Source organism: Rhizobium laguerreae (assembly GCF_002008165.1).
Taxonomy (GTDB): Bacteria; Pseudomonadota; Alphaproteobacteria; order Rhizobiales; family Rhizobiaceae; genus Rhizobium; species Rhizobium laguerreae.
Genome location: NZ_MRDM01000014.1, coordinates 1,351,317 through 1,366,976 on the forward strand (window position 1 = coordinate 1,351,317; position 15,660 = coordinate 1,366,976).

Annotated in this window: 14 protein-coding genes and 1 pseudogene; 7 read left to right on the plus strand and 8 right to left on the minus strand. The window is 60.3% G+C overall.

Features of this window, described 5'->3' with window-relative positions; translation table 11 throughout:
* Positions 1–16: 16 nt before the first annotated feature.
* Both BS630_RS22490 and BS630_RS22495 read left to right on the plus strand, forming a co-directional pair.
* On the plus strand, positions 17–3,403 hold the full coding sequence (locus tag BS630_RS22490; RefSeq protein ID WP_077979107.1) for a hybrid sensor histidine kinase/response regulator: 3,387 nt from the start codon (positions 17–19) through the stop codon (positions 3,401–3,403).
* Entirely contained in the window at positions 3,396–4,313 is a 918-nt protein-coding gene (locus tag BS630_RS22495; protein ID WP_017961753.1) for a response regulator transcription factor, read from the plus strand. Before BS630_RS22490 ends, BS630_RS22495 begins: the two co-directional genes overlap by 8 nt.
* Before the next feature lie 272 nt (positions 4,314–4,585).
* Here BS630_RS22495 and BS630_RS22500 read toward each other — a convergent pair whose 3' ends face one another.
* The 6 genes from BS630_RS22500 to BS630_RS22525 all read right to left on the minus strand — a co-directional run bounded on the left by BS630_RS22500 (position 4,586) and on the right by BS630_RS22525 (position 10,120).
* A complete protein-coding gene (locus tag BS630_RS22500) occupies positions 4,586–5,707 on the minus strand; it encodes a branched-chain amino acid ABC transporter substrate-binding protein (protein ID WP_077979108.1) in 1,122 nt (373 codons plus the stop codon).
* A gap of 120 nt (positions 5,708–5,827) precedes the next feature.
* On the minus strand, positions 5,828–6,181 hold the full coding sequence (locus BS630_RS22505; RefSeq protein WP_017961754.1) for a DUF6867 family protein: 354 nt from the start codon (positions 6,179–6,181) through the stop codon (positions 5,828–5,830).
* Positions 6,182–6,200: 19 nt separating this feature from the next.
* A complete protein-coding gene (locus BS630_RS22510) occupies positions 6,201–6,944 on the minus strand; it encodes an ABC transporter ATP-binding protein (protein ID WP_003542336.1) in 744 nt (247 codons plus the stop codon).
* Positions 6,944–7,822 (minus strand): ABC transporter ATP-binding protein, encoded by an 879-nt coding sequence (locus BS630_RS22515; protein ID WP_003542337.1) that lies wholly within the window; start codon positions 7,820–7,822, stop codon positions 6,944–6,946. Before BS630_RS22515 ends, BS630_RS22510 begins: the two co-directional genes overlap by 1 nt.
* The gene (gene livM / locus BS630_RS22520; RefSeq protein WP_025395697.1) at positions 7,822–9,213 is read right to left on the minus strand and encodes a high-affinity branched-chain amino acid ABC transporter permease LivM; all 1,392 of its coding nucleotides are present in this window, start codon (positions 9,211–9,213) and stop codon (positions 7,822–7,824) included. The genes BS630_RS22515 and livM overlap by 1 nt, the downstream gene beginning before the upstream one ends.
* Before the next feature lie 4 nt (positions 9,214–9,217).
* Positions 9,218–10,120: a branched-chain amino acid ABC transporter permease gene (locus BS630_RS22525; RefSeq protein ID WP_003542342.1), complete on the minus strand. Its 903-nt coding sequence runs from the start codon at positions 10,118–10,120 to the stop codon at positions 9,218–9,220.
* Between the two features lie 543 nt (positions 10,121–10,663).
* On the opposite strand from BS630_RS22525, the gene cysQ reads away from it, so the two are divergent.
* Both cysQ and BS630_RS22540 read left to right on the plus strand, forming a co-directional pair.
* The gene (gene cysQ, locus BS630_RS22535) at positions 10,664–11,461 is read left to right on the plus strand and encodes a 3'(2'),5'-bisphosphate nucleotidase CysQ (RefSeq protein WP_025395698.1); all 798 of its coding nucleotides are present in this window, start codon (positions 10,664–10,666) and stop codon (positions 11,459–11,461) included.
* 639 nt (positions 11,462–12,100) lie between these two features.
* A complete protein-coding gene (locus BS630_RS22540) occupies positions 12,101–12,826 on the plus strand; it encodes a sugar transferase (protein WP_026265403.1) in 726 nt (241 codons plus the stop codon).
* Positions 12,827–12,956: 130 nt separating this feature from the next.
* Here the strand turns inward: BS630_RS22540 and BS630_RS22545 are convergent.
* Positions 12,957–13,109, minus strand: a pseudogene (locus BS630_RS22545) (LuxR C-terminal-related transcriptional regulator); the annotation flags it as partial.
* A 498-nt stretch (positions 13,110–13,607) separates the two neighbouring features.
* Between BS630_RS22545 and BS630_RS38075 the strand changes: the two are divergent.
* Together BS630_RS38075 and sciP are read left to right on the plus strand one after the other, a co-directional pair.
* The gene (locus BS630_RS38075) at positions 13,608–14,378 is read left to right on the plus strand and encodes a hypothetical protein (RefSeq protein WP_221969826.1); all 771 of its coding nucleotides are present in this window, start codon (positions 13,608–13,610) and stop codon (positions 14,376–14,378) included.
* 37 nt (positions 14,379–14,415) lie between these two features.
* A complete protein-coding gene (sciP, locus tag BS630_RS22565; RefSeq protein ID WP_007533628.1) occupies positions 14,416–14,691 on the plus strand; it encodes a CtrA inhibitor SciP in 276 nt (91 codons plus the stop codon).
* Positions 14,692–14,714: 23 nt separating this feature from the next.
* On the opposite strand, the gene BS630_RS22570 is transcribed toward sciP, so the two are convergent.
* Positions 14,715–15,281 carry a paraquat-inducible protein A gene (locus BS630_RS22570; RefSeq protein ID WP_183594430.1) on the minus strand — a complete coding sequence of 189 codons (567 nt, stop codon included), beginning with the start codon at positions 15,279–15,281 and terminating at the stop codon, positions 14,715–14,717.
* Positions 15,282–15,336: 55 nt separating this feature from the next.
* Here BS630_RS22570 and BS630_RS22575 point away from each other — a divergent pair, with 55 nt between their 5' ends.
* Complete coding sequence (locus BS630_RS22575; protein ID WP_077979110.1) at positions 15,337–15,615, plus strand: GNAT family N-acetyltransferase; 279 nt, start codon at positions 15,337–15,339, stop codon at positions 15,613–15,615.
* The last annotated feature ends 45 nt before the right edge of the window (positions 15,616–15,660 follow it).

Here is a 15,660-nt window from a genome sequence, read left to right on the forward strand (position 1 = left end):
TGCCGGAAAGGAAGACATGGCAGCGCGCCAACGCATCATTCCGGTAAGACGCGAATACAATCGCTGGGTCGCCAACCAGACGCTGGAAGATTACGCGCTGCGCTTCACTGCCAAGAGCGCTCGCCATTTCTCCTCGCAGCGCATCTCACAGACGGCGATCGGCGCAATCTCCTTCCTGGCGCTGGAGGCGATCGGCGGCGCAATCACCCTCTCCTACGGCACCACCAACGCCTTTTACGCCATTATCGTCGCCTCGATCGCCATGCTGGCGATCGGCCTGCCGATCAGCCGCTACGCCATTCGCCACGGCGTCGACATCGATCTGCTGACGCGCGGCGCGGGCTTCGGCTATATCGGCTCGACCATCACCTCGCTGATTTATGCGAGCTTCACCTTCATGCTGTTTGCCATCGAGGCTTCGATCATGTCCGGGGCGCTGGAGCTCACCCTCGGCATCCCGCTCTGGATTGGCTACATCATCAGCGCCGTCATGGTGATCCCCCTGGTAACGCACGGCGTACGGCTGATCAGCAAGTTCCAGCTGATAACCCAGCCCTTCTGGATCGTGCTGAATATCCTGCCCTTCATCTTCATCGCCCTGCTGGACTGGGAAAAATTCGATCTCTGGCGCGCTTTTGCCGGCATCCGCCATGCCTCCGGCCCGCCCGGCACCATCGCCGAATTCGATTTGATGGAGTTCGGCGCGGCCTCCGCCGTCATCCTGGCGCTGATGTCGCAGATCGGCGAACAGGCCGACTTCCTGCGCTTCCTGCCGCCGGACCCGCAGCGCAAGTGGCGCCACCGCCTGGCAATCTTTCTCGCCGGGCCCGGCTGGGTCATCATCGGCGCGCCGAAGTTGCTTGCTGGTTCATTTCTGGTCGTGCTGACCTTCACCTCGGGCGTCCCCCTCGATCGCGCCGCCGACCCGGCGCAGATGTATCTGACCGCCTTCGGCTACATGGTCCCCTGGCATAATGGCGCGTTGCTGTTGATGGCCGCCTTCGTCGTCGTCTCGCAGCTGAAGATCAACGTGATGAACGCCTATGCCGGTTCGCTCGCCTGGTCGAACTTCTTCTCGCGGCTGACCCACAGCCATCCCGGCCGCGTCATCTGGCTGGTGTTCAACGTGGCGATCGCCCTGCTTTTGATGGAACTCGGCATCTACCGGCTGCTGGAGGAGACGCTCGGCATCTTCTCGATCATCGCCATGGCCTGGCTCTGCACGATCTCCGCCGATCTCTTCATCAACAAGCCGCTGGGGCTGGCTCCCCCCGGCATCGAGTTCAAGCGCGCCCACCTCTACGACATCAACCCGGTCGGCCTTGGCGCCATGACGCTGTCGGCGACGGTGTCGCTGATTGCCCATTTCGGCGCCTTTGGCGAGATCGCCGCCTCGCTCGCGCCCTATATCACCCTCGTCATCGCGCTGGTCGCCTCGCCTGTCATCGCCTGGGCAACGAAAGGCAAGTTCTATCTCGCCCGCAAGCCGCGCCAGAGCTGGAAGAACCTGACGAACATCACCTGCTCGGTCTGCGAGCATCCCTTCGAGCCGGAGGATATGGCCTGGTGCCCGGCCTACGCCGCGCCGATCTGCTCGCTCTGCTGCTCGCTCGACAGCCGCTGCCACGACATGTGCAAGCCGGCCGCCCGTTTCAACGCGCAGGTCGGCACCGTCGCCAAGGCGCTGCTGCCGGAAGCCATTCTGGGGAAGCTGACGACGCGCCTTGGCCGCTACGGCATCGCCGTCGTGCTGGCATTGACCGCCATCGGTGCAATCCTGGCGATGATCGCCCATCAGGTCGCCTCTGCCTCGCCCGAGACGGGTGAGGTCGTCAATCGCACCATCCTCATCGTCTTCTTCGTCTTCTCGGTGATCTCAGGCGTCGTCTGCTGGTTCTATGTGCTCGCCCATGACAGCCGCGTCGTTGCCGAGGAGGAATCATCACGCCAGAACACGCTGCTGCTCAAGGAAATCGCCGCCCACAAAAAGACCGACGCCGCCTTGCAGAACGCCAAGGAAACAGCCGAGGCCGCCAACCGCGCCAAGAGCCGCTACGTCGTCGGGCTCAGCCATGAATTACGCACGCCGCTGAACGCCGTGCTCGGCTACGCCCAGATCCTCGAACGCGACGAGACCATCCCGGCGCCGCGCCAATCCTCGATCAAGGTCATCCGCCGCAGCGCCGAACACCTCTCCGGGCTGATCGACGGCCTGCTCGATATTTCCAAGATCGAGGCCGGCCGCCTGCAGGTCTATTCCAACGAGATCAACATCCAGGATTTCCTCGACCAGATCGTCGATATGTTCCGCCCGCAGGCGCAGGCAAAGGGGCTTGCCTTCATCCATGAGCGCGCGCCGGCCTTGCCGCAATTCGTCCGCACCGACGAAAAGCGCCTGCGCCAGATCCTGGTCAACCTGCTCTCCAATGCCATCAAGTTCACCGACGAAGGCAGCGTCACCTTCGACGTCGGCTATCGCAGCCAGGTCGCGACCTTCGCCGTTGCCGATACCGGCCGCGGCATCACGGAGAAAGACCTGCCCCGTATTTACGAACCCTTCCAGCGCGGCGAGGCCGAAAGCGTGCGGCCGATGCCGGGGCTCGGCCTCGGCCTCACCATCACCCGGCTTCTGACCAATACGCTTGGAGGCGAGATCTCGGTTGCAAGCGTGAAGGACGAAGGCTCGACCTTCCGCGTCCGGCTGATGCTGTCCGCCGTCATGCGCGCCGTGGCCACAGCGCCGCAGGAGAAGCGCATTGTCGGTTATGACGGCCCGCGCCGCACGGTCGTCGTCGTCGACGATAACGAGGACCACCGCGAGATGATGCGCGAGATCCTGGCGCCGCTCGATTTCATCGTGCTGACGGCGGCAGGCGGCGGCGAATGCCTGACGCTGATCGAGGGCATCATGCCGGACCTCTTCCTCGTCGATATCCTGATGCCCGGCATGAACGGCTGGCAGCTCGTCTCGCGTCTGCGTGAGGCCGGCCAGACGGCGCCGGTGCTGATGCTGTCGGCCAATATCGGTGATGCGGCCGTTCTCAGCGACAGCGACGACAGCCACAATGATGCGATCGGCAAGCCGGTCGACATCCGCCAACTGCGCGACAAGCTCGCCCTGCATCTCGGCCTGACATGGATCTATGCCGATGCCACGCCAGCCGTTCCTGTCAAGATCGAAGCGCCGATGCTGAGCCCAGGTGCTGCCCATGTGCAGGAATTGCTGCGGCTCGGCGAGATCGGCTATATCAGAGGCATTGAAGCCAAGCTTTCAGACCTTGCCAAGGTGGAGGCAAATCAGCCATTCACGGAGGAACTTCGCGCCTATGTCGCCGCCTTCGATCTCGCCGGCTTCATGACCTTCCTGCACGACTTCGACGAAAAGGTGGAATCCATTGGCTGAGCCGGCCCTCCCCCGCGACATCGTTCTGCTCGTCGACGACTCCGCCGAAGCCCTCGGCTTCATGACCGACGCGCTCGAACAATCCGGCTTCTCCGTGCTGATCGCCACATCAGGCACGGCGGCACTTGGTATCGTCGAGCGCATCACGCCCGATCTTATCCTGCTCGACGCGGTGATGCCGGGTATGGATGGCTTCGAGACCTGCCGCCGGCTGAAGGCGAATGCTGCTGTAGCGCAGGTGCCTGTCGTCTTCATGACCGGCCTGACCGAGACCGAGCATGTCGTGCACGCGCTGGAATCCGGCGGCGTCGATTATCTCAGCAAACCGATCAACATCGATGAACTGCGCGCCCGCATCCGCGTCCATCTGCGCAACGCTCGCTCGGCCCAAAGCGCCCGCATCGCCCTGGACGCAGCCGGCCGTCATCTGCTGGCAGTCAAGGGCGACGGCGCCATCCACTGGTCAACGCCGCAAGCGACACGGCTGGTCAATGCCGCCATGGGCAGCGACGACGGCATGGAAATCGTCGTCCGCCATATCGCCGGCTGGATGCGCGACCGCGTCGCCGCAGTGCGCGACGGCATCATCTCGATCGCCCATGCCGGCCAGGCAGCGTTGCAGCTCGCCTTCCTCGGCGCAATCGGCCCTGACGAATATCTCTTCCGCCTCACCGCCGCCAGTCAGCGCAGCGACGACGAGGTGCTGCGCCAGCGCTTCTCGCTCACCCAGCGCGAATCCGAAGTGCTGCTCTGGATCGCCAAGGGCAAGGCCAACCGCGACATCGGCGAAATATTGGGACTGTCGGCGCGGACGGTGAACAAACACCTCGAACAGATTTACGTGAAGCTCGGCGTCGAGAACCGCGCCTCGGCCGCCGTGAAAGCCACGCACGTGCTGTACGAGATGTAAGAGGGTGATGGAGGCTAGCTCCGTGGCGCTGCCGAGATGCCGCGGGACCATGACGGTCTCCATTCGCCGAAGCGCCGGATCGTACCATTTTTCGCCGTCAGCATCCCCTTCACCGAAGCGAGCTGCCGGGCGCCGTAACGCGCCGTCTTCGTGGATCGATCGATGAGCGACTGCGGCACGGTAGCCAAGCCGGAATTGAAACACCCGCAAAAAGAAAGAAGCCCGGTCGGAACCGGGCTTCGATAATCATGTCCCAAAATGGGAAGCGAGGCTTACATGCCCTGCGGGAAGTAGCTGTACTTGCCGTCCGGACCCTTCTTCCATTCATACATGATGTAGCCAGGAATCTTCGGGTCGCCCTTTTCGTCGAACGAAATGTCGCCGAGAACGGTCGGGAACGGGCCCTTCTCCTTCATGGCCTTGGCAACGGCCTCAGGATCCAGCGAACCGGCAGCCTTGGCGGCCCCGGCGATCGCCTGCATCGCAGCGTAGGAATAGAGCGTGTAGGCTTCCGGATTGAAACCAGCGGCCTTGAACTTCTCGACGAGTTCCTTGTTCGCAGGGTTCGCCGTCGGATCGGGGCCGAAGGTGTTCAGCGTACCGGCGACGGCGTCACCAGCGATCGAGGCCAGTTCGTTCGAAACGATACCGTCGCCCGAAACCAGCGTGGCCTTCAGGCCCTGGTCGGCCGCCTGGCGGATGATGAGACCGGCTTCGGTGTGCAGGCCACCCCAATAGATGATCGAGACGCCGGCTTCCTTCATCTTGGCGATGAGGGCCGAAAAGTCCTTGTCGCCGACGTTGATGCCTTCGTATATGACTTCCGTGACGCCAGCGGCATTCATAGCCTTCTTGGTTTCGTCGGCAAGGCCCTGACCGTAGGGGGTCTTGTCGTGAACGACAGCGATCTTGGCGTCCTTGAAGTGATCTGCAAGATATTTGCCGGCGATGGCACCCTGCTGGTCGTCACGGCCGCAGGTGCGGAACGTGTTCCAGAGGCCCCGCTCCGTGAAGGTCGGGTTCGTCGCGGCCGGGGTGATTTCGAGGATGCCGTTTTCGGCATAGACTTCCGAAGCCGGGATCGAAACGCCCGAGTTGAAGTGGCCGATGACAAACTTGACGCCGTCAGCAGCGAACTTGTTGGCGACCGAAATGCCCTGCTTCGGGTCGGAGACGTCGTCGCCGAGCTCGATCTTGATCTGCTCGCCGTTGATGCCGCCAGCCGCATTGATGTCGGCGGCTGCCTGTTCAGCACCCTTCTGGAGCTGAGCGCCGAACGCGGCGTTCGGGCCAGTCAGCGGACCAGCGACAGCGATGAGAACGTCGGCCCACGCGTTGCCGCTGAAGGCGACCATCGCCGTCAGAGCCACCGCCGACAGAAGAGACTTTTTCATATTATTACTCCCAATTTTTGGGCGGGTTCCGGTCTAAGGCCCAGCGCACTACCCACCATTGACTGCGCCAGGAAAGCTGTTCCACTCGGAAGGCAATTCATGCCTAGTTTCAACGGACTGTCAATGTTTGTCCTTCCACGAAAACGCGGAAGTTTTCTCGTACAGCCAGTAATAGTTGTTAACCATCTGATTGGTGCGGCGGTAGCGGAAGCCGGCCGTCGAGAACACCAGCAGCGTCACGAAGTCGAGGATATAGTAGAAGGCGTTGAGCATCGGCCCATTGAACAGGGCATGATGCAGGAACTGCATCGCCCAGGCGAGCAGAAATGTATAGACGATGACCAGCGGATAGTCGCTCCAGCCCTCGGCAACCGCTTTGCCGGCGCGCCAGGCCGTCCAGAAGCCTAAGAGCAAGACGATGACACGGATCGCCACAAGGGGGCCGGCATCCGCTTCGAAGAAAAGTCCCTGCATGTCAAACTCTCCTTTCGAGCTAGTGTCTTCCGCCTTCGAGATAGGCGGCGCGGACCTCGGGATTGGCAAGAAGCTCCTTGCCGGAGCCGCTCATCGTCACCTTGCCGTTCACCATCACGTAGGCGCGGTGAGAAAGCCTGAGGGCGGCGAACGCGTTCTGCTCGACGAGGAAAACGGTCAGCCCCTCCGCCTCGTTGAGCTTCCTGATCGCCTCGAAGATGCCCTTGACGATCAGCGGCGCAAGACCGAGCGAGGGTTCGTCGAGAAGCAGCAGTTTCGGGCGCGCCATCAGCGCGCGGCCGATCGACAGCATCTGCTGCTCGCCGCCCGAAAGTGTTCCACCCCGCTGGGCGTGACGTTCCTTGAGACGCGGGAAGAGCGTGAAGATCTTCTCGACGTCTTCGGCGAAGTGTTTCAGATTATCGAGGCCAGCGCCCATCTGAAGATTTTCCAGAACCGTCATGCGCGGGAAGATGCGGCGGCCTTCCGGCGACTGTGCAATGCGCAGACGGGCGATTTCATGCGTCGGCATGCGGGTGATGTCGCGGCCCTCAAAGACCACCGAACCGGTGCGGGCCTGCGGGCTGCCGCAGATCGTCATCATCAGTGTCGACTTGCCGGCGCCGTTGGCGCCGATCAGGCTGACGATCTCGCCCTTGTTGACGTGGACATCGACGCCGGCCAGCGCCCGGATATTGCCGTAATAGGTTTCGACGCCATTCACCTGAAGGAGCGGTTGACCCGTCATTACTTCATCGCCCATCAGTTTGCGCCTCCTTCGAGCTGCTCGACGGCTGCGATCACCTCTTCCACTTCCTCATCCTCGACACCGAGATAGGCCGCGATGACCCGCGGATCGTTCTTCACGTGATCCGGTGTGCCATCGGAAATCTTCTGACCATATTCGAGGACGACGACGTGGTCGGAGATTTCCATGACCACAGACATGTCGTGCTCGATCAGCAGGATCGACGTCCCGGTTTCGGCGCGAATGCTCTTCAGCAGAGCGTTGAGCGTTGCCGATTCCCGTGGGTTGAGGCCGGCAGCCGGTTCATCCAGGCAAAGCAGCTCCGGGCCGGTGCACATGGCGCGGGCGATTTCGAGACGCCGCTGGGCGCCGTAGGGCAAATCGCCGGCGGGGTCGTCGGCGCGGTCGATAAGGTCGGCCTTCTCAAGCCAGAAACGGGCAAGCTCGATCGCCTCGGCCGCTTCCCGCCTATAGGGGCCGACACCGATAAGGCCGAGGATTGTATAACCCGATGCCTTCATCAGCTTGTTGTGCTGGGCAACCAGCAGGTTTTCCAGAACGGTCAGGCCGGAGAACAGCCGGATGTTCTGGAAGGTACGCGCGACCTTGGCTTCCCTGGTGATGCGAAAGTCCGGCAGGCGCTCCAGCAGGTATTGCTTGCCGCTCTTCTGGTTGAACGTGATCATGCCCATCGTCGGCTTGTAGAAGCCGGTGATGCAGTTGAAGACGGTGGTCTTGCCGGCGCCGTTCGGCCCGATCAGCGCGGTGATATCGCCACGCTTGGCTTCGAAGGAGAAGTCGTTGATGGCCATCAGGCCGCCGAACTTCATCGACAGGTGTTCGACCTTGAGAAGAGTGTCGTCAGACATCGTATTCGTCGTCACGGGGCTCATCAACCATGGCCCTCCTTGATGAAGCTTCCGGATATCGCCTTGCGCTCTCTGAGGAAGGCTGTCGGCTCACGCGAGCCGACGAAGCCGCGCGGCTTGAACAGCATGACGACGACCATGGCGAGGCCGAAGATCAACATGCGGTAAAGTTCCGGCGTAAAATCTGGTCCGAAGATGAGTTTTAGGAAGCTCATCTCGCGCAGCAACTCGGTGCCGCCGACCATGACGATGGCGGCGATCGCGATGCCGGTCAACGACCCCATGCCGCCAAGGACAACAATGGCGAGAATGACGGCCGATTCCAGGAAGACGAAGGATTCCGGCGAGACGAAGCCCTGGCGGGCGGCGAAGAACGAGCCGGCGAAACCGGCAAACATCGCGCCCGTCGCAAAGGCGGTGAGCTTGGTCGTCACCGTGTTGATGCCGAGCGAACGGCAGGCGATCTCGTCTTCACGCAAAGCTTCCCAGGCGCGTCCGATCGGCATGCGGCGCAGCCGGATGGTGACATAGGCCGTCAGCATGCAGAGCGCCAGGATCAAATAGAACAGGAAGATTTTGTAATAGGCCGAGGAGATCGGCAGGTTAAAGAGTTTGGCAAAGCCGCCGGCCGTCGCATCGAAGGGAATGCCGAAGAGTGTTGCCTTCGGGATACTTGAGATACCGAAGGTGCCCTTCGTCACTTCAGTCCAGTTGATGAGGACGAGACGAATGATTTCACCGAAGGCAAGCGTCACGATGGCAAGGTAATCGCCGCGCAGGCGCAGCACCGGGAAGCCGAGAATGACGCCCCAGAGTGCGGCGAAAATGCCCGAAAGCGGCAGCAGCACCCAGAAGGACAGGCCGAAATAGCTCGAAAGCAGTGCGTAGGAATAGGCGCCGACGGCATAGAAGGCGACATAGCCAAGGTCGAGCAGGCCGGCAAGGCCGACGACGATGTTCAGCCCCCAGGCGAGCATCACATAGATCAGGATCTGAATGCCGAAATTGTCGACATATGTCAGCGAGCCCTGAGGGCCTTTGATCGCCACCACCACCATGGGATAAAGCAGCAGCGCGATCAGCGCGATCTTCAGGAAATGCCGGTGGAAGAAGCTCTTCTCTGTCGAGATATCGAGTTCGCCCTCGCGCGCCTTGCTGAGCTTGCGGCGGTCGATATTCGGCCTGATGAAAACGACCATGGCGAAGCGGCCGATGGCAGCGACCGCGACGAAGATCGCAAGCAGGCCCCAGCGCTGGACGATGATCAACTCATTGCTGATGTTCTGGTCGGTCTTGAGGCCGACATAGAGAACGAACATGCCGAACGACAGGACGGCGGCGAAAAGAGCTTCGGTAAGGCCTTTGCGGACAAGTCCGGCATCGGGCTTGCCTGCAGAATTTTCGGTGTTTGCCATGACGTTATACCTTCTCGACTTCCGGCCGCCCGAGGATGCCGGTCGGCTTGAAGATCAACACGAAAGCCAGGATCGCAAAGGTCGCGACGTCCTTGTAGGCGATGGTGAAGTATGCCGACCACAGCGACTCGATAAGGCCGATAAGGAGGCCGCCGAAGACGGCGCCGGGCAACGAACCGATACCGCCGAGAACGGCTGCCGTGAAGGCCTTCACACCAGGCGTGAAGCCGTCGTTAAACGAGGCAACGCCATAATACATCAGGTACATCGTGCCGGCGACCGCTGCGAGTGCCGCACCCATAACGAAAGTGATGGAGATCGTCTGGTCGACGTTGACGCCGAGCAGCGCGGCCATCTTGCGATCCTGCTCAGTGGCGCGCTGGGCACGGCCGAGTGCCGTACGATTGACGATGTACCAGAAGATCGTCAGCAGCACTGCGGTGATCACGATGATGATGATCTGCTTCAGCGACACCGAGATGTTGCCGAACTGGTAGACCGAGCTCACCATCGGCGGGATCGGCTTGTTGCGTGGACCCTGCGTCACCTGGATGAAGTTGGACAGCGTGATCGACATGCCGATCGCAGTAATCAGCGGCGCCAGGCGGAAGGACCCGCGCAGGGGCCGGTATGCCACGCGCTCGATCGTCCAATTCCACAAACTCGTCATCAGCATCGCAACGACAAGCATCACCAGCAGCAGAACGGCCACCGGGAGACCTGCGAAGATGGATGTGAGGACGAGGAAGACGATAAGAGCGGCGAAGCCACCGAGCATGAAGATGTCGCCATGGGCGAAATTGATCATGCCGATAATGCCGTAAACCATCGTATAGCCAATAGCCACAAGGCCATAGATGGATCCGAGCGTCAGCCCGTTTAAGAGCTGCTGGACGAAATACTCCATATGTCGTTTTCCCCTGGATGCGAGCGAAACATGCTGCATCTCTTTTTGGTTCTTTGGTTCCCCGTTTCAGGGAACCTCATAGGCCGAATGCATAGCGGTTTCGTTGGAAATGTGAAGACAAAAAGGATTTACTCCGACAGATTCTTGTCAGAACAGGCCTAAATGGCGCGTTTTGAACCAAAATTCACAGAAAAACGGCAGAGCGGGGCCTATTTTTAGCCAGAAACTACAACTGGGTTAACCATCCGGAGATATCGCCGTCGATTTCCTGCACTGCTTGCTGCGTAAGCTATTCCACAGAATTGGAAGATGGAGCAAATTCAGACCCCAAGGCAGCCCCTTTGACGAATGCCATTTCACCAGCGATGCCGCATCTTCGTCTGACAAGGCTGAAAACTTATGGTAGCATCATCAGGCTGCGTATTGAGGGATGCGGAGCACGACGGGGAACACCATATTAACTTGCGTATCTGGTTGTGACAGGGATGGTTTGCGGACGAGCGACAGCGGGGTGCTCGCCGCGTGGCGAACGGCAAAAGGACAATGCTGAGGACATTTGAAAAGGCGGCGCTCGAAGCCGGCAAGGCCATCATCACGGTCTTGCGCGAAGGCTTCCCTGTCGCCATGAAGGCGGATGCAAGTCCGGTCACGGTCGCCGACGAGGAGGCCGAACGCATCATCCTCGCTCATCTCGCCAGAGATTATCCCGAAATACCAGTCGTGGCGGAAGAATCGGTCGCCGCCGGAAAAGTGCCTGACATTGCCGGGCGAGGCTTCTTCTTGGTCGACCCTCTCGACGGCACCCGTGAATTCGTCGACGGACGGCAGGAATTCACCGTCAACATCGCCTATATCGAGAACGGCGCCCCGGTGGCCGGCATCGTCTATGCGCCGGCGCTGGGGCTTGCTTTCTCTGGAGAACGCGGCCACGCCGAAAGGCTCGTCGTCATGGACGATTTCACGGTTGGCGCACGCAGCGCAATCACGGTGCGCGAACAGCCGGACGACAGGCTGGCGCTTGCAAGCCTTCGCCACAACAGCCCGGAGACCGGGAGCTTCCTCGCCGACCACGCGATCTTCAAATGCACCAATATCGGTTCCTCTCTGAAGTTCTGCCTGCTCGCCGAAGGCAAGGCCGACGTCTATCCGCGTTTCACCCGCACGATGGAATGGGACACCGCGGCCGGTGATGCGGTGCTGCGTGCCGCCGGCGGTTCGACAGTGACGCTGGACGGAATGCCGCTGACCTACGGCAAGACGGGAACGGCGGCCGATTTCGACTTCGCCAACCCGAACTTCATCTCCTGGGGTGGCAGGAAACGCGTCCTCGAACCGGCGTGATCACCCGCGGATATCGCTGAATACCGGCAGGCCGCGCAATCCTTTGCCTCGCCGCCAATCCGCGATCTCCGACAAACGCCCCCCTGAGCGGGCCGTCTCTTTGCCCGCCAAATAACCTCCCCCCCTGCGTGTCTGGAAGCATGTCCATTTCGAGCTGTGGAGTGATTCGCGCGATCGGGTCTCACCAACTGATTCTGGCCGTAAACTCGTCGTCTGCATCTTTTCCAGACGCTATCGCTTCACCAAGCCTGCCTTGATTCTGTCACATTTTGACACGGCTTCTAGGATGATCGATATCTTCATCAGAGAAATTTCGCCTCGTGTTCCCTTAAGAAATACAGTTAAGAGACCTGGGTCACGTGCCGAAACGGCGCGTCGCCAGCCCGCGCAAACCCTCGCCAAAGTCCTAAAAACCTTGACGAAATTCCAATTATTAACGAAATATCATGAGTTTGCCTCAACTTAACGCAGATGCGAAAGATTTGTTGCGATGCGATATTTCTCTGGACACCATTACACAATTGTCGCATTTTTCCGTTTTAGTAGGGTTACCAAGACCTAAGTGCAGCCCTGGTGACAGGGTTAACCATTGATCGCCTATTGCCGCCGCGCCCCCTCGAAGACAACAGAGTACGATCCTTGAGCATCACGGAATTAAACAACAGCATTTCGACAGAGTCCTTCCGGCCGAGCCGCCGCCAGCAGCCGAGCCTGAAGATTCAGACCCCTGTTATCCACAGCGATGCGCCGCAGGCGCCGTTGGTGGATTTGGTCCTGAAGCGGGCGTTCGACATTGTTTCGTCGTTGAGCGCCCTCCTCGTCCTCGCCCCTTTCCTTCTGTTCGTCGCCCTGCTGATCAAGATCGACAGCCCAGGGCCGGTGCTCTTCAAGCAGACCCGCTGGGGCAAGAACTGCAAGGCCATCAAGGTCTACAAGTTCCGTTCCATGCGCACCGACCTCTGCGACGTCTCCGGCGTTGCCCAGACGGTGATGAACGATCCGCGCGTCACTCGCGTCGGTGCCATTCTGCGCCGCACGAATGTCGATGAGTTGCCGCAACTGCTGAACGTACTGCTGGGCCACATGTCGGTCGTCGGCCCGCGCTGCCATGCGATCGGCATGCGCGCCGGCGGCGTGCTCTACGAAGAGCTCGTACCGGAATACCATCAGCGCCATGCGATGCGCCCCGGCATGACGGGTCTTGCCCAGATGCGCGGCCTGCGCGGTCCGACCGATCGTCCGGCCAAGGCGCGCGCCCGTATCGCCAGCGATCTCTACTACGTCGGGAATTTTTCGATCTTGATGGACATGCGCATCATTTTCGGAACCATCGTGTCGGAGCTGACCCGCGGAAAAGGCTTCTAAAGCGCGTCGCGATCTTTCAGATTCGCTGCTCGCGCTTTAGTCTTTGTTTTTGCGCATGTCGCACAAAAAACGATGCACATTTTGCGCTACATGCTTCCCAGCTTTAGCTTTGTGAGAAGGGCCGGCTGCCTCAGAGCAGCCGGTACCGGAATGCTCCGGCGACCGCCTGCATGCGGCTGACCGAATCGAGCTTGCGCATCGCGCCCTTCAGATAACCCACCACCGTATGTGCCGAGAGATCGAGAATGATCGCGATCTCGTCGCTGCTCTTGCCGGCCGCCGACTACAGCGCTGCGCGTCTTTTTAGACGCGCAAAGGACGCTGTAGCACCTTGAATTGCTGCCTGATTCCTTAGAGCCTTTCCGGGTTAGATTGAAGCATTCTGCCGGAGCAGGTTTTCGTCAGGGCAAAGGCGATTGGCGAAGGGCATACCTCTTGGTACGTCCGAGCCGATCGCCTTTGTCCTGGCGGAAAGATGCCCGGCCCTTCGGGTTGGCTGAAACGGGCCGGCTGATCGACCGGCCGGCTTGGCCGTAGAGCTTGGCTACGACGCGCGCCGGCCGGTCGACCATCCGACTCCGTTTGAGCCAACAGAATGCTTCAAGCTGACCAGGAAAGGCTCTAAATCGATTCCGATTTAAGGAATCAGGCAGCGTCGCAGGCATTCGATTTCGCGCCGGGTGAGCGTCTCTAACGGGCCATCCTCCATGGAGCCGTAGAGCAGCGCCATCGCCTGCTCTCGCGTGGGCATAGGACAGCCGCCTGAGAAGGCGAAGATGTATTGTTTCAGGTCAGCGTCGTGCAGCGTGAAGGCGAAGGTATTCTTCAGCCCATGCATCTGAAAGAGCACAATGAGTTTGCGGTTTTCCTGATTGGCGGCGCTGCCCGCAAACGACCCCTCCTCGCAGAAGATCGGCACGATTATCCGCTTCATCGCGGTCACCAGTCTGCTGCAATAGAAGAGATCGGCAGCCTCGTAAAAGCCGACAAGGCTTCGCGGCCAATTGCTGATCAACCGGTTTTCGGTGAAAGCTGTGCGATCGCCCCGCGGGAAAGCCGAGAGCAGACAGAAACGAAGCCCACAAGCTTCGCCATCGCGTCGAGCCGTTCCTTGCCGTCGTCGGCCGAAACCCCGGCGCGATCGGCCTGCGAAGGCGAAAATGCAGCATCCTCAGCGCAGTCGCCGACTGCGCGTTCACGTCTTTTCAACTTCATATCCTCGAATGGCCAGCTTCGGCTCGGCCTTGCTGTCACCGGGACATCAGCAAAGACGGTTTCTGCCCGCATCCCGAGGATACGAAGCATCAAAAACGCGAACTGGACTGATACAGCGGGAAGAACGGAGACGAAGTCTTGCGCTCATCCTTATGTTGCCGCCCTTATAAGATCGTCCCGGGAAATCAGCAAATATTTATTCCGCATGGCTCCCATGCAGGCGCTACAAATTGATGTGGCGGCAGACAGCGGCCCCATCGCCGGCCAGGGCGGGCGTCTAAATTTGTTATCAAAGTCTTACGATGGGTTTAGGCAATTTTTAAATGTGGCAGGCTAGAGTGGGGCTCGTGGTCTTGCGTTGTGTAGAGAGTCCAATGACCGAAATGATACGTCCCCGAGTAAAATATGTCATCGGCCCCGATGGCAGCCCCCTGACGATCGCGGATCTTCCGCCGCCCAATACGCGGCGCTGGGTGATTCGCCGGAAGGCAGAGGTTGTCGCGGCTGTCCGCGGTGGCTTGTTGAGCTTGGAAGAGGCCTGCGAGCGTTACACGCTCACGGTCGAAGAATTCCTGTCCTGGCAGTCGTCGATCAACAGCCACGGTCTTGCCGGCCTGCGCACCACGCGCATTCAGCAATATCGTCACTGATCACACCCCAGTATCGACGACATTTATTTCGGGCCGGACGCATCTCCCATGAGGGAATGAAGAAGGCCCGAAATCACTGACGAGGCCGCGTAGCACCAGAGGCCGGGCTGCGTGAAGGCATCCGCCAGCCCCGTCGTCTTCGCCGCCGCAATGACGATCGCGACGAGCAGCACATCCATCATCGACCACTTGGACAGATGCGGTACGACGCGACGATAGAACAGGCTGCCGGCCCCACCCCCGGAGGCCGTCGCTTCTGCGGTGATCCCCATCGCCTCCACGGTGATGCCGATCATCTTCAGAAACGGGAGCAGGATCGAAACCAGGGCGACGATTGCCGCCAGCAGCTCGTCCCCGCCTTGCCAGAGCGAGACGATGATTTCGATGAGCGACGGCGTTTCGTCGAAGAAATACAGCGTCTCGAAACGGACCAGCGGCAAGACGAGGCCCAGCGCCAGGAAGAACGGCGCAGCCACGAGAAGCACGGGGCGAGCCATCGAAAGCGCACTCATTGCCCTGAACCTCTCATCGATCCGACATTTTGCATGAACACTCTGTCTCCTGCCTGTATTGCCTCCACGGCTTGGCACGACCGCGCCGCCATGTCACGGTCCGCTACGACAATATCGGTTATGAGGAAAGACAATGGACATTCGAAGTGAGGAAGGCGTCTCCGGCGGCCGCTATGCGGCCGAGGTCGAAGGGCACGAGGCGGAGATGACCTATTCACGCACATCGCCTAAGCTGGTCATCATCGATCACACGGGCGTTCCCGATTCGCTGCGCGGTAAAGGTGTCGGCCAGGCGCTGGCGCTCCACGCCGTGGAGGCAGCCCGCAGCGGCGGCTGGAAGATCATCCCGCTCTGCCCATTCTTCAAGGCGCAGGCGCAACGCCATCCGGAATGGAAGGATGTCGTGAATTAATGCATGTCGCCCAAAAACGCACAGCGGGTTTGGGACAAGGACACG